Annotated in this window: 14 protein-coding genes; 11 read left to right on the top strand and 3 right to left on the bottom strand. The window is 56.7% G+C overall.

Going from position 1 to position 13,172, the window contains the following annotated elements:
• Nucleotides 1-11 precede the first annotated feature (11 nt).
• From ICY20_RS04445 to ICY20_RS04480, 8 genes are all read left to right on the top strand, one after another.
• Nucleotides 12-2,222: a bifunctional prephenate dehydrogenase/3-phosphoshikimate 1-carboxyvinyltransferase gene (locus ICY20_RS04445; RefSeq protein WP_267463995.1), complete on the top strand. Its 2,211-nt coding sequence runs from the start codon at nt 12-14 to the stop codon at nt 2,220-2,222.
• Entirely contained in the window at nt 2,219-2,908 is a 690-nt protein-coding gene (gene cmk, locus ICY20_RS04450; protein ID WP_194937008.1) for a (d)CMP kinase, read from the top strand. The genes ICY20_RS04445 and cmk overlap by 4 nt, the downstream gene beginning before the upstream one ends.
• Nucleotides 2,909-3,028: 120 nt before the next feature.
• Nucleotides 3,029-4,720 (top strand): 30S ribosomal protein S1, encoded by a 1,692-nt coding sequence (gene rpsA, locus ICY20_RS04455; RefSeq protein ID WP_012722933.1) that lies wholly within the window; start codon nt 3,029-3,031, stop codon nt 4,718-4,720.
• A 161-nt stretch (nt 4,721-4,881) separates the two neighbouring features.
• The gene (locus ICY20_RS04460; RefSeq protein WP_159963042.1) at nt 4,882-5,166 is read left to right on the top strand and encodes a hypothetical protein; all 285 of its coding nucleotides are present in this window, start codon (nt 4,882-4,884) and stop codon (nt 5,164-5,166) included.
• Nucleotides 5,167-5,298: 132 nt separating this feature from the next.
• The gene (ihfB, locus tag ICY20_RS04465; RefSeq protein WP_003218804.1) at nt 5,299-5,595 is read left to right on the top strand and encodes an integration host factor subunit beta; all 297 of its coding nucleotides are present in this window, start codon (nt 5,299-5,301) and stop codon (nt 5,593-5,595) included.
• A gap of 24 nt (nt 5,596-5,619) precedes the next feature.
• Nucleotides 5,620-5,871, top strand: coding sequence for a LapA family protein (locus ICY20_RS04470; protein WP_194937009.1), 252 nt, complete (start codon nt 5,620-5,622; stop codon nt 5,869-5,871).
• Between the two features lie 393 nt (nt 5,872-6,264).
• Entirely contained in the window at nt 6,265-8,271 is a 2,007-nt protein-coding gene (locus ICY20_RS04475; protein WP_194937010.1) for a polysaccharide biosynthesis protein, read from the top strand.
• Between the two features lie 109 nt (nt 8,272-8,380).
• Complete coding sequence (locus ICY20_RS04480) at nt 8,381-8,713, top strand: ComEA family DNA-binding protein (protein ID WP_159963039.1); 333 nt, start codon at nt 8,381-8,383, stop codon at nt 8,711-8,713.
• A gap of 24 nt (nt 8,714-8,737) precedes the next feature.
• Here the strand turns inward: ICY20_RS04480 and ICY20_RS04485 are convergent, their stop codons facing one another.
• Nucleotides 8,738-9,316 (bottom strand): TetR/AcrR family transcriptional regulator, encoded by a 579-nt coding sequence (locus tag ICY20_RS04485; protein WP_159963038.1) that lies wholly within the window; start codon nt 9,314-9,316, stop codon nt 8,738-8,740.
• A 134-nt stretch (nt 9,317-9,450) separates the two neighbouring features.
• Here ICY20_RS04485 and ICY20_RS04490 point away from each other — a divergent pair, with 134 nt between their 5' ends.
• Together ICY20_RS04490 and ICY20_RS04495 are read left to right on the top strand one after the other, a co-directional pair.
• Nucleotides 9,451-10,089, top strand: coding sequence for a GntR family transcriptional regulator (locus ICY20_RS04490; RefSeq protein ID WP_159963037.1), 639 nt, complete (start codon nt 9,451-9,453; stop codon nt 10,087-10,089).
• 21 nt (nt 10,090-10,110) lie between these two features.
• Complete coding sequence (locus tag ICY20_RS04495) at nt 10,111-10,959, top strand: urea carboxylase-associated family protein (protein ID WP_194937011.1); 849 nt, start codon at nt 10,111-10,113, stop codon at nt 10,957-10,959.
• Nucleotides 10,960-11,028: 69 nt separating this feature from the next.
• Here the strand turns inward: ICY20_RS04495 and ICY20_RS04500 are convergent, their stop codons facing one another.
• Together ICY20_RS04500 and eat are read right to left on the bottom strand one after the other, a co-directional pair.
• The gene (locus ICY20_RS04500) at nt 11,029-11,196 is read right to left on the bottom strand and encodes a DUF2897 family protein (protein ID WP_008437727.1); all 168 of its coding nucleotides are present in this window, start codon (nt 11,194-11,196) and stop codon (nt 11,029-11,031) included.
• A 111-nt stretch (nt 11,197-11,307) separates the two neighbouring features.
• Complete coding sequence (eat, locus tag ICY20_RS04505; RefSeq protein ID WP_122486938.1) at nt 11,308-12,672, bottom strand: ethanolamine permease; 1,365 nt, start codon at nt 12,670-12,672, stop codon at nt 11,308-11,310.
• A gap of 402 nt (nt 12,673-13,074) precedes the next feature.
• Between eat and kdpF the strand changes: the two genes are divergently transcribed.
• Nucleotides 13,075-13,164 (top strand): K(+)-transporting ATPase subunit F, encoded by a 90-nt coding sequence (kdpF, locus tag ICY20_RS04510; protein ID WP_003218754.1) that lies wholly within the window; start codon nt 13,075-13,077, stop codon nt 13,162-13,164.
• Nucleotides 13,165-13,172: the final 8 nt, after the last annotated feature.

Here is a 13,172-nt window from a genome sequence, read left to right on the forward strand (position 1 = left end):
CTGCTGTGCCTATGATCGGTCGCTTGGTGGTGGTCGGGCTGGGCTTGATCGGTGGCTCCTTCGCCAAAGGCCTGCGTGAAAGCGGGCTGTGTGGCGAAGTGGTCGGTGTGGACCTCGACCCGCAATCGCGCCAGTTGGCGGTTGAGTTGGGCGTAGTGGACCGCTGCGAGGCAGACTTGGCGCTCGCGTGCCAAGGCGCTGACGTGATCCAGCTTGCCGTGCCGATACTGGCCATGGAGAAATTGCTGGGGCTGTTGGCTGGCATGGATCTGGGCGATGCGATCCTGACGGACGTCGGCAGTGCCAAGGGTAATGTGGTGCGTGCGGCGCAACTGGCCTTTGGCGGCATGCCAGCGCGGTTCGTGCCGGGGCATCCGATTGCCGGTTCCGAGCAGAGCGGGGTGGAGGCCTCCAATGCGCAGCTGTTCCGTCGCCATAAAGTGATCCTCACCCCGCTTGCGCAAACCGATGCAGCTGCGCTGGCCGTGGTGGATCGTCTTTGGCGTGAGCTGGGTGCCGATGTGGAGCATATGCAGGTCGAGCGCCACGACGAAGTGCTGGCGGCGACCAGTCATCTGCCGCACCTGCTGGCCTTTGGTCTGGTGGACTCGTTGGCCAAGCGCAACGAAAACCTCGATATTTTCCGTTACGCTGCCGGTGGCTTCCGCGATTTCACGCGCATTGCCGGCAGCGATCCGGTCATGTGGCACGACATCTTCCTCGCCAATCGCGAAGCGGTGTTGCGCACCCTGGACACCTTCCGCAGTGATCTCGACGCCCTGCGCGACGCGGTCGATGCCGGGGATGGTCATCAGCTATTGGGCGTGTTTACCCGTGCGCGGGTAGCGCGTGAGCATTTCAGCAAGATCCTGGCGCGCCGGGCCTATATGGAAACGGCGGTGAATGCCGATGAGCTGGCGTTTATCGCCAAGCCGGGCGGCCGTTTAAAGGGCAGCATTCGGGTGCCGGGCGACAAGTCGATCTCCCATCGGTCGATCATGCTGGGTTCTCTGGCTGAGGGTGTGACCGAGGTGGAAGGTTTCCTGGAAGGCGAAGATGCCTTGGCGACCCTGCAGGCGTTTCGTGACATGGGCGTGGTGATTGAAGGCCCGCACCATGGGCGTGTGACTATTCATGGCGTAGGCTTGCATGGCTTGAAGCCGGCGCCGGGGCCGATTTATCTGGGTAATTCCGGTACGTCGATGCGATTGCTGTCCGGGTTGTTGGCGGCGCAGCGCTTTGACAGCGTGTTAACCGGTGACGCCTCGCTGTCCAGGCGCCCGATGAATCGCGTGGCCAAGCCACTGCGAGAAATGGGCGCTGTGATCGAGACCGGGCTGGACGGGCACCCGCCACTGACCATTCGTGGTGGTCAGGCGCTGAAGGGCCTGATGTATGAAATGCCGATGGCCAGTGCTCAGGTCAAGTCTGCTCTGTTGTTGGCCGGGATGTATGCCGAAGGCAAGACCTCGGTGACTGAGCCTGCGCCGACTCGCGACCATACCGAGCGTATGTTGCATGGCTTTGGTTATCCGGTGGTGGTGGAGGGCGCGACGGCGTCGGTGGAGTCTGGTCATGTGTTGAAAGCTACCCATATTGAAGTGCCGGGAGATATTTCCTCTTCAGCGTTCTTCCTGGTGGCCGCCACGATTGCCGAGGGCTCCGAGTTGTTGTTGGAGCATGTCGGCATCAATCCGACGCGCACCGGGGTGATCGATATCCTACGGCTGATGGGGGCGGATATCACCCTGGAGAACCCGCGCGAAGTGGGTGGCGAACCGGTCGCTGACTTGCGTGTGCGTGCGGCAGCGTTGACGGGGATCGAGATTCCCGAGGCGCTGGTGCCGTTGGCGATTGATGAGTTCCCAGTGCTGTTTGTCGCGGCGGCCTGTGCTGAAGGGCGGACCGTGTTACGGGGCGCTGCAGAGCTGCGTGTGAAAGAATCCGACCGTATCCAGGTGATGGCCGATGGTCTGCTGGCGCTGGGGGTGAAGTGTGAACCGACCCCTGATGGGATTATCATTGATGGTGGCCTGATGGGCGGTGGCGAAGTCCATGCCCATGGCGATCATCGGATTGCCATGGCTTTCAGCGTGGCTTCCCTGCGGGCGGCGGCGCCGATTCGTATCCGTGACTGCGCCAATGTAGCTACGTCTTTTCCGAACTTTCTTACACTGTGTGCCCACGTCGGCATCCGTGTTGCCCAAGAGGCTCAATTGTGAATATCAAAGCACCGGTGATTACCATCGACGGGCCAAGCGGCTCGGGCAAAGGCACGATCGCCGGCATCCTGGCCAAGCGCCTGGGCTGGTGCCTGCTGGACTCCGGCGCGCTTTACCGCCTGCTGGCGTTTGCCGCACGCAACCATGGCGTCGACCTGACCAACGAAGAATCCTTGAAGCTGCTGGCGGCGCACCTTGATGTGCAGTTCGTCGGGGCGACGGAAGGTCATCCCCAGCGCATCATCCTCGAAGGCGACGACGTGACGGATGATCTGCGTAACGAACAAGTTGGTTCCTGGGCCTCCCAGATAGCTGCGCTGCCGGCGGTGCGCGATGCTTTGCTGCAGCGCCAGCGGGCATTTCAGGAGCCGCCTGGCCTGGTGGCCGATGGTCGCGACATGGGCACCGTCGTGTTTCCCGAGGCGCCATTGAAAGTTTTCCTGACAGCCAGCGCCGAGGAGCGTGCTCGCCGCCGCTACTTGCAGTTGAAGGGCAAAGTCGAAGGTGTTAGTCTGTCGAGTCTGCTAGATGAGATCCGTGCACGTGATGAACGTGACACCCAGCGTGCGGTAGCCCCGCTCAAACCGGCGGCTGACGCCATACAGCTGGATTCCACGGAGTTGTCCATCGAGCAGGTGCTGGAACGCATCTTGAGTGAAATCGCCATTCGCGATATCGCCGGGTGATCAAGAAGGCCGCAGGGGACCAGTCATAGTCCTGCGGTGGCTTCTTTTAACTGAAACTGACCCACACCGTCTGGGGTGTGGAGATGGGCGTATTCTTCGCCCTTATCAACAGGAATTAAAATGAGCGAAAGCTTTGCGGAACTCTTTGAAGAAAGCCTAAAAACCCTGAACCTTCAGGCAGGCTCCATCATCACCGGTGTTATCGTTGATATCGATTACCAAGCTCGCTGGGTAACCGTTCACGCTGGTCTGAAGTCTGAAGCTCTGATCCCGCTGGAACAGTTCTACAACGATGCTGGTGACCTGACTATCAATGTCGGTGACGAAGTTCACGTTGCTCTGGACTCGGTTGAAGACGGTTTCGGTGAAACCAAGCTGTCCCGTGAAAAAGCCAAGCGCGCTGAATGCTGGATTGTTCTCGAAGCAGCCTTCGCAGCTGAAGAAGTGGTCAAGGGCGTTATCAACGGTAAGGTTAAAGGCGGCTTCACTGTCGACGTTAACGGCATCCGTGCGTTCCTGCCAGGTTCTTTGGTCGACGTTCGTCCTGTGCGCGACACCACGCACCTGGAAGGCAAAGAACTCGAATTCAAGGTCATCAAACTCGACCAGAAACGCAACAACGTTGTCGTTTCCCGTCGCAGCGTCCTGGAAGCAGAGAACTCCGCCGAGCGTGAAGCTCTGCTGGAATCCCTGCAGGAAGGCCAACAAGTCAAAGGTATCGTCAAAAACCTCACCGATTACGGCGCATTCGTCGATCTGGGTGGCGTGGATGGCCTGCTGCACATTACCGACATGGCTTGGAAGCGCATCAAGCATCCTTCCGAAATCGTCAACGTTGGCGACGAGATCGATGTCAAGGTTCTGAAATACGATCGCGAACGCAACCGTGTTTCCCTGGGCCTGAAGCAACTGGGTGAAGATCCATGGGTCGCTATCAAAGCCCGTTACCCAGAAAGCACTCGCGTAACTGCTCGTGTTACCAACCTGACTGACTACGGCTGCTTCGCAGAGCTGGAAGAAGGCGTTGAAGGCCTGGTACACGTTTCCGAAATGGACTGGACCAACAAAAACATCCACCCTTCGAAAGTCGTACAAGTCGGCGACGAAGTGGAAGTTATGGTTCTGGACATCGACGAAGAGCGTCGTCGTATCTCCCTGGGCATCAAGCAGTGCAAATCTAACCCATGGGAAGATTTCTCTGGCCAGTTCAACAAGGGCGATAAAATCTCCGGCACCATCAAGTCGATCACCGATTTCGGTATCTTCATTGGTCTGGACGGCGGCATCGACGGCCTGGTTCACCTGTCCGACATCTCCTGGAACGAAGTTGGCGAAGAAGCTGTTCGTCGTTTCAAGAAGGGCGACGAGCTGGATACCGTTATCCTGTCGGTTGACCCAGAGCGCGAGCGCATCTCCCTGGGTATCAAGCAGCTGGAAAGCGACCCGTTCTCTGAATACGTTCAGGACAACGACAAAGGCGCAATCGTTAAAGGCATCGTGAAGGAAGTTGACGCTAAAGGCGCCATCATCACTCTGGCCGACGATATCGAAGCAACTCTGAAAGCCTCCGAAATCAGCCGTGACCGCGTTGAAGACGCGCGCAACGTTCTGAAAGAAGGCCAGGAAGTAGAAGCCAAGATCATCAGCGTTGACCGCAAGAGCCGTGTAATCCAGCTCTCCATCAAGTCGAAAGACGATGCTGAAGAGAAAGAAGCCATCCAAAGCTTGAAAGACAAGCCTTCGGATAGCATCGCTGCTGGTCCTACCACTCTGGGCGACCTGTTGCGTGCACAAATGGAAAAACAGAACTAAGTTCTGTCAGACCATAGAAAAAGGGCGACTTCGGTCGCCCTTTTTTGTGCCTGAAATTCGTTGAACCAACAATACCGAACCAAGGCGCGTAGCTCAGTGTCAGAACTGACTATAGTCCTAATAAAAGCGGTTTCCGTGTTTTGGCTTCAATAAGGATTTGAATGAACAAGCTTATCGTCGTATTCGTAGTGGTAATGCTTGCAGGGTGCTCAGTCACCAGTGCCAAGACCCACGCCAGGCGCGGCGTCAGCGGCATTGAAGTCGATTGCTCGGGCCTGGGCAACAGCTGGGACAAGTGCGAAAGCCGCGCCGCCCGAGAGTGCAAGATGCAGGGCTATAAGGTCATCACGCGATCCAGTGATGCCAAGGACGAAGAGGGCGACTACCTCTTCGGTTGGAACCCTGCCGGCGCTGTTACCCGCACCATGCTGGTGATCTGCAATTGAGGGTGTAAGGCGTGTATTGCGGGCACCTATCTAACCCGCAGATAAGTTACTGCGTGGGCTGTTCAAATACATCAAGTCATGCTAAAACCTTCGAAGCGCTTTTCCTAGCTGCTTGAAAAAGAAGGGAAAAATATGACGAAGTCGGAGTTGATCGAACGAATTGTCACCCATCAAGGGCTGCTTTCATCCAAGGATGTTGAGCTGGCTATCAAGACTATGCTCGAACAAATGTCCCAGTGCCTGGCCACCGGGGACCGCATTGAGATTCGGGGGTTTGGGAGTTTTTCGTTGCACTACCGTGCACCGCGTGTGGGTCGCAATCCTAAGACTGGGCAGTCGGTGAGTCTGGATGGGAAATTTGTGCCTCATTTCAAGCCGGGGAAGGAGTTGCGGGATCGGGTGAATGAGGATGAGGAAGAGGGGGTTTGAGGGGTATTTGGGTAGGAGAAAGTTATGCGTGGGTTTAAGCGCCTTTTGCTGATCGTTGCAGTGCTGGTAATAGCTGTAGCAGTATTAGGGTTTGTTTTGGAGAATCAAAATACCGTATCCCTTAGATTTTTGGGGTGGGAGAGTGGTCAACTGCCAGTGGCGGTTTTTGTCGTGATTGCCCTGATTGTTGGCATGCTAGCGGGGCCCATGATAAGGGCGTTATTTTATTATGGTGGCCGTAAGAAGGCTGCGAGTAAATTCGCTGACAGACTTTAGTTACGCCTGTGGTGGTTGGATTTAGTTTTTTACGTGGCGGTTTATTTTCACCGCTTAGAAGCGCGCTGGTTGTGTGGAATGGTTATTCTGCGCGATAGTGTTAGTTTGCGTGCGGCGCTTTTTTGTTAGTGCCGTGTTACCCCAGTGTCCCCCTCCCCAAGCACTTTTTGTCTGTGTTTTTAGAGAAAAGGTGCCTAGCTTTCATGTTCCTCTCTCGCACTCGGTGATGACGCAATGTCATCTGATCGCCTCTTTCCATATTCCTGTATTGACAGCGTATAGCTTGGTAGGGCGGGTCTGAAATCCGCAATTTCTGAGCGAGGCACCACGGGTAAACATAGTATGATATCTGACACAAAGGTATTGGGAGCTGTTTGAGTGGATGAAGGGGTTATGGACAAATTGAGAGGGGTGCTGCTAGGTTTTTCCAGGCGCACAAAACGACTGATTCAGGTTGCCACTGATGTCGTTCTGGTGTGGGTGGCGTTGTGGCTGGCTTTTGCCGTTAGGCTGGGCGTGGACGAAATGTTCAATCCCTTGATCAACCCCCTGATCTTTCACTTTTGGCTGTTCCTTGCAGCTCCTGTCGTCGCTATTCCTCTATTTATCCGTTTTGGTATGTACCGCGCAGTCATGCGTTACTTCGGCAATGACGCGCTAATAGCGATCATCAAGGCTGTCACTCTGTCTTCTCTGGTTTTGGGGGTTGTTGTCTACTGGTACAGCAACCATCAGCACGTAGTGCCACGCTCGATCATTTTCAACTATTGGTGGTTGAGCATGATCATGGTCGGTGGGCTTCGTTTGGCCATGCGCCAGTATTTCCTGGGCGATTGGTTTTCTGCATCTCAACACGTGCCTTTTACCAGCCGTGATGACGGATTGCCGCGTGTGGCGATTTACGGTGCGGGGGCTGCCGGTAATCAACTGGTAGCAGCACTGCGAATGGGGCGTGCGATGCGTCCAGTCGCCTTTATCGATGACGACGCCAGTATCTCTGATCGTGTCATTTCAGGCTTGCAGGTTTATAAGCCTAAGCACATCCAGTCAATGATTGAGGCCACGGGCGCTCAGGAAATATTACTCGCAATTCCTTCTTCAAACCGTGGTCGTCGTCGAGAAATCCTCAGCTTTCTTGAGGGGTTTCCACTTCATGTACGCAGTGTTCCAGGCTTCATGGATCTGGCGAGCGGCCGGGTCAAAGTCGATGACATTCAAGAGGTCGATATTGCAGATCTGCTCGGCCGTGACGCAGTTCCAGCCCAAGGTGACTTGCTGGAGCACTGCATCAAGGGGCAAAGTGTTCTAGTCACCGGAGCGGGCGGTTCAATTGGTTCCGAGTTGTGCCGACAGATTTTGGTCCTTGGGCCTACTGTATTGATTTTGTACGACCACAGTGAGTTCAACCTCTACAGTATTCTTTGCGAACTTGAACAACGAATTACCCGCGAGTCGCTACCCGTTAAGCTGCTACCAATCTTGGGTTCCGTACGTAACCCTGGCAAGCTTCTCGACGTGATGAAAACCTGGAAAACAGATACGGTTTATCATGCCGCTGCTTATAAGCACGTGCCGATGGTTGAGCATAATATTGCAGAGGGCGTGCTGAATAACGTCATAGGCACCTTGAATACCGCTCAAGCTGCGCTCCAGTCGGGAGTTGCCAACTTTGTGCTGATCTCCACGGATAAGGCTGTGCGTCCGACCAATGTCATGGGCAGCACCAAGCGGTTGGCCGAGCTGACCTTGCAAGCGCTTAGTCATGAGTTAGCTCCGGTATTGTTCGGAGACAAATCAAATGTTTCGAGAGTTAACAAAACTCGCTTCACCATGGTCCGCTTTGGCAACGTATTGGGCTCGTCCGGCTCTGTGATTCCGTTGTTCCATAAGCAGATCCAGTCAGGTGGCCCTTTGACGGTTACCCACCCAAAAATCACCCGTTACTTCATGACTATCCCAGAGGCCGCACAGTTGGTTATCCAGGCAGGCTCCATGGGGCAGGGTGGAGATGTTTTTGTGCTGGATATGGGCGAACCGGTCAAGATCATCGAGTTGGCGGAGAAGATGATTCATCTTTCCGGCCTGAGCGTGCGCTCCGACAAAAAACCTCACGGCGACATAGCCATTGAATTCACGGGCCTACGCCCTGGCGAAAAGCTTTACGAAGAATTGTTAATTGGCGACAACGTCGTCGCCACCCAGCACCCGATGATCATGAGTGCAAACGAAGATCATCTCTCTTGGGACGTGCTCAAGGGCAAGCTGGTTGAATTGCTGGCCGCTGTGGAACACGACGATTACACCCGAGTCCGCCAGCTCCTGCGCGACACCGTCAGCGGCTACTCCCCCGACGGCGAAATCGTCGATTGGATCTATCAACAACGCCGTTTGGAACCCTGACTTAACACCCTGTTACTCAACCATTTTTGACGAATCCCCAAGATCACCTAAGTTTGAAAAGCAGCTTCGGAAAAGCTGCTTTTCACTTACCGATCCCAAGGAGCGTCAAATGCAAACCCCTTACCTCACCTCCCTCATCTTCGCCTTCCTCACCACCCTCTCCGTCACCGCCACCGCAGCCCCCTCCATCAAACCCGAAGCCCCAACCCCCATCTCCGCGCAGATGTCCAAAAACGAGCAATCGGCCAAGGTCAACCTCAACGCGGCCGACGCCGAGACCCTGCGTCGTGACCTATTCGGCATTGGCGCCGCCAAAGCCAAGGCGATCATCGCCTACCGCGAGAGCAACGGGCCGTTTACAGCGGTGGATGAGTTGTTGGAGGTGAAGGGGATCGGCAAGGCGTTGCTGGAGAAGAATCGCGATAGGTTGGCGCTGAACTAAATACTCATCAAGCCAGGAGGCCGGTCATTGATCGGCCTTTTCTGTCTCCGGGATTTGAGTTTTCAGGCTCTCGCGCACCACGTCCATGATCCGCAGTGCCAGTGCTGGGTCTGTAACGCTTCTGGCCAGCACCAATGCCCCTACCAATGTCGACATCATCACCAGGCCCTGGGCATCGCCCTGGCCATTGTCGAGTGCCGTTTCGATCTGCTCGACCCGTGCTGCGAGCACGGCATCTGTCGTTGCACTGTGTTGGCCTCTAAGCCCCAGTTCGGATGACATGGTGGGCAGCGGGCAGCCCTGGTCTGGCGATGTGAGGTGCCATTCCGAGAGGTAACTATCAATAAACGCTTCCAGCGGCCGTTCCTGGCTGAAGAGCATCTGGCAGTGGGCGTCCAGTTCTGCAGCGGCGGCCTGCAGGGCTTTTTCCACCAGTTCGTCCTTGGACGTGAAGTGTGCGTAGAACCCGCCGTGGGTCAGGTTCAGTGCTTTCATCAATGGCTGCAAGCCCGTTGCACCAATGCCGTCGCGGCGAAAGCGTACGGACGCCTCTTTGATGATGCGTTGGTGAGTCTGGGCTTTATGGTCTTGTGAATAACGCATTGGGCTGCCTCGGGAACATGCCGGCATGTTAACGAAATTGGACCTTTTTAAACATCTCGGCAATGCCTCGTCACGTTGGCATGAAAAATGGTTATCTCTAAGCTACGGATTGTTCAACAATCGAGAATTGACCCATGACGCTCACTTCATCTTTAGCCGACCAGATCGCTCTGGAACTTCGTGCCGACATCATCGGTGGGCGACTTGTGCCAGGCATGGCCTTGGTGGAGGTGGAGTTAGTGAAGGCTTATAACGCCTCGCGCAATACGATCCGTGAGGCGTTGCACCGTCTGGGGCAGGAAGGGTTGACCCGCTATGTGCGTAATAAGGGGGTTATGGTCCGGCGTCTGGAACGCGAAGAGGTGCGCGATTTGTTTGTAGTCCGTCGCACGCTCGAATTGCAGGCCATTGCCCAGAGTAACGCGCTCACTGACGATCAATCCGAACGCATGCAAAACGCCATCGATGCCACCACCCTGGCGCGGGAGCGAGAGGATTGGCGTGCGGTTGCCACTCACAGCCTGGTGTTCCACCAACAGATCGTCGGCTTGATGCGCAGCCCGCTGTTCGATGAGTTTTTCGCCCAAGTGATTGCCCAGTTACGCCTGGTGTTTTGCGCTGCGCCCGATGAGCAGCGTTTCCAGTCGCCCTGGCTGGAGCGTGACCGTGAGATTTATCAACTATTGGTTCAGCAGGACAAGCCGGCGGCAGGGGAGGCGATGAGTCTGTACCTGGATGATTCTGAGCGCCTGTCGTTGGCCCTGTTTTCCTAACCCCGATGGAGGATCCAAATCATGTTCAAAGACTATCCGGCGGCCTATCAAGTCAGTAAAGGCTCGGCGTTGCAGGTCGACACAGCGTTTTACGAGCGCATTCGGGACCAAAGACAACAGCGCACCTTGATCGAACAGTTCGAGGTACCCATCCGTACGGGTCGGGCGTGGAAGGTCCCGGCGGGCCATGTGTTTCGTGTCACGACGCCGGTTGGCCCGCAGGTGGGGGACTTCAACGTGTGGAACGCCAATGACCCTCGCGAACGTCTATGGGCTGCGCGTACTCGGCAGTTACAGGGTGCCCATGTCAGTACCCACGACCGGCTATGGTCGAACTTGCCATTTTTAAGACCGCTGGTGACCATCACCGATGACAGCCTGGCGAGTTATGGCATCGATGAGCACGGCGGTCGCTTGCACGATTTGCTTGGCACACGCTGCGATCCTTATGTGAACCGTATGCTGACTGGCGAAGACTTTCATCATCACTGCCACTCGAACCTGACCCGTGCGGTATTACCTCACGGCTTGACGGAGTTCGACGTGCATGACGTGTTGAATATTTTCCAGTGCACGGGCCTCAATCACGACGATATGTACTTCATGAAGGCCTGCCCGGCGCAGAAGGGCGACTACCTGGAGTTCTTTGCCGAGATTGATCTGCTGTGTGCGTTATCGACGTGCCCGGGTGGGGATTTGTCGCTGCCCATGTGGGGGCCGCAGGCGCAGGACCCGTTGACGGTGTGTCGTCCGTTGGGGGTTGAGATCTATCGGTTGGAGGAGGCGTTGCTCAGCGGCTGGAGCCAACCGGAGCGTGCTGCCTACAACGGGCAGCACGGCTTGCAGATTGCCCGGGCGGATTGGGAGTAGGGCTTGGAGGGGCTGCTTCGCAGCCCAGCGGGAGCAAGCTCCCTCGCCACAGGTGTTGGTCAGGTGCCATCAGCGATCCTGCGCATCCTTGGCATCCGCCTGCGCATTGCGTTCGGCCACGCGCTTGCGTTGTTCGTCGGTGAGTTCGACTTTGTTGGCGCTGTCACGCAGCATCAACAGGCCACCGACGATCGACCCGATCGCGACCACTAAAATCAACCATGCATACCACGGCATAAGGCTCTCCTTGAGGCAGATTGCCGTGGGAGAATTTTCCCACGGGAATAACTGCTTTGAGTAACGGGCTTTCTGACTAGTTCAGTGTAGGCCCGTTCTGCCTCCAGTAGATCAGAGCCCGGTCAACATCGCATCTGCCGGTGCATCGGCGCGGGCTTGGGCGGTGAGTTGGAAGTAGGCAAAGCCCACTGCCATAAAGCCCAGGAAGATCAGCCCGATCAGCGTGTTGAACCACGCCATGGCCACCAGGCACACCACGGCCAATACCAAGGCAATGCCCGGTACGATCGGATAGCCCGGGGCGCGGAAGGTGCGTTCCAGCAGCGGTTCGGTCTTACGCAGTTTGAACAGGCTGAGCATGCTCATGATGTACATCACGATGGCGCCGAAGACAGCCATGGTGATCATCGCCGCGGTGAGTGTCATGCCGCCCAGGTTGATCAGGCCGTCGCTGTAGATGGCGGCGATACCGACCACGCCGCCAGCGATGATTGCGCGGTGGGGTGTCTGAAAACGCGACAGTTTGGCGAGGAAAGACGGCAGGTAACCGGCGCGCGCCAGCGCGAAGAATTGGCGTGAGTAGCCGAGGATGATGCCGTGGAAGCTTGCCACCAGGCCGAACAGGCCGATCCACACCAGCATGTGCAGCCAGCCGGAGTTGTCGCCCACCACGGTTTTCATGGCTTGTGGCAGTGGGTCGTTGATGTTCGACAAGGTGCGCCAGTCGCCCACGCCGCCAGCGAAGAACATCACGCCCATGGCCAGGATCACCAAGGTCAGGATGCCGCTGATGTAGGCTTTTGGAATGGTGCGCTTAGGGTCTTTCGCTTCTTCGGCAGCCATGGCCGCGCCTTCAATGGCGAGGAAGAACCAGATAGCGAAGGGGATCGCCGCAAACATGCCGGCGATTGCCGGCGCGCCAAAGGTGTCTGAACCGGCCCAGCCGTTCAGGGCGAAGTTGCTGAAGCTGAACGCTGGCGCGACGACGCCCATGAATACCAGCAGTTCGGCGACCGCGAGTACGCACACCACCAGTTCAAAGGTCGCGGCAAGTTTAACGCCGAGGATGTTCAGGCCCATGAACACAATGTACGCGCCGACGGCTGCGTGCTTAGGGTCCAGCGCCGGGAATTGCACATTCAGGTAGGCGCCGATCGCCAGGGCGATGGCCGGCGGGGCGAAGACGAATTCTATCAAGGTGGCCAGGCCGGCGATCAGGCCGCCTTTCTCACCGAAGGCTCGACGGCTGTAGGCAAAGGGGCCGCCTGCGTGAGGAATCGCGGTCGTCAATTCAGTGAAACTGAAGATAAAGCAGGTGTACATCGCCGCGACCATCAACGAGGTCACCAAAAAGCCCAAGGTGCCGGCGACGCCCCAGCCGTAGCTCCAGCCGAAGTACTCGCCTGAAATCACCAGGCCGACGGCGATGCCCCAAAGATGCAGGGTGCCTAAGGTGGGTTTGAGTTGTGTGTTCATGTGTTGCTCTCCCTGAACCGGTTGGAATGATTCAAGGTGTTGCAGCGGGCATGCCATGCGGCAGAACTGTGTCGTAAAGCGGCGCAACTGTCGCCTAGGGGATGGTTTTGCGTTTGAAAAAAACCGGTATTGCACCAGTTGAGTGCGGTGGTGCCTGGGCGGGCGCTATCGGGGGCAAGCCCCCTCCCACATTTTGACCGGTGGCCGCAGGCCAAGTGTGAGAGGGGGCTTGCCCCCGATGAGGCCCACCCAGGCACCGAAAAATCCCCTGTAACCCCCGCATAAAACCACTCTTTACGCCGTCTTTACGCCCCACCCACGCCCTCGCTCTCGTTCCTTTACACCACTCCTGCCGACAATTGCTCCACACGCGGCAACACGCCGCTAAACGGAGAGACTTCCATGAGTGTTCTGGACGGGGTGTCACTGCTATTGGCCGTGGCGCTGTTCATTTATCTGCTGGTTGCGCTGTTACGCGCGGATCGGAACTAGGAGCGGGC

It is taken from the genome of Pseudomonas pisciculturae (assembly GCF_015461805.1).
Lineage (GTDB): Bacteria > Pseudomonadota > Gammaproteobacteria > Pseudomonadales > Pseudomonadaceae > Aquipseudomonas > Aquipseudomonas pisciculturae.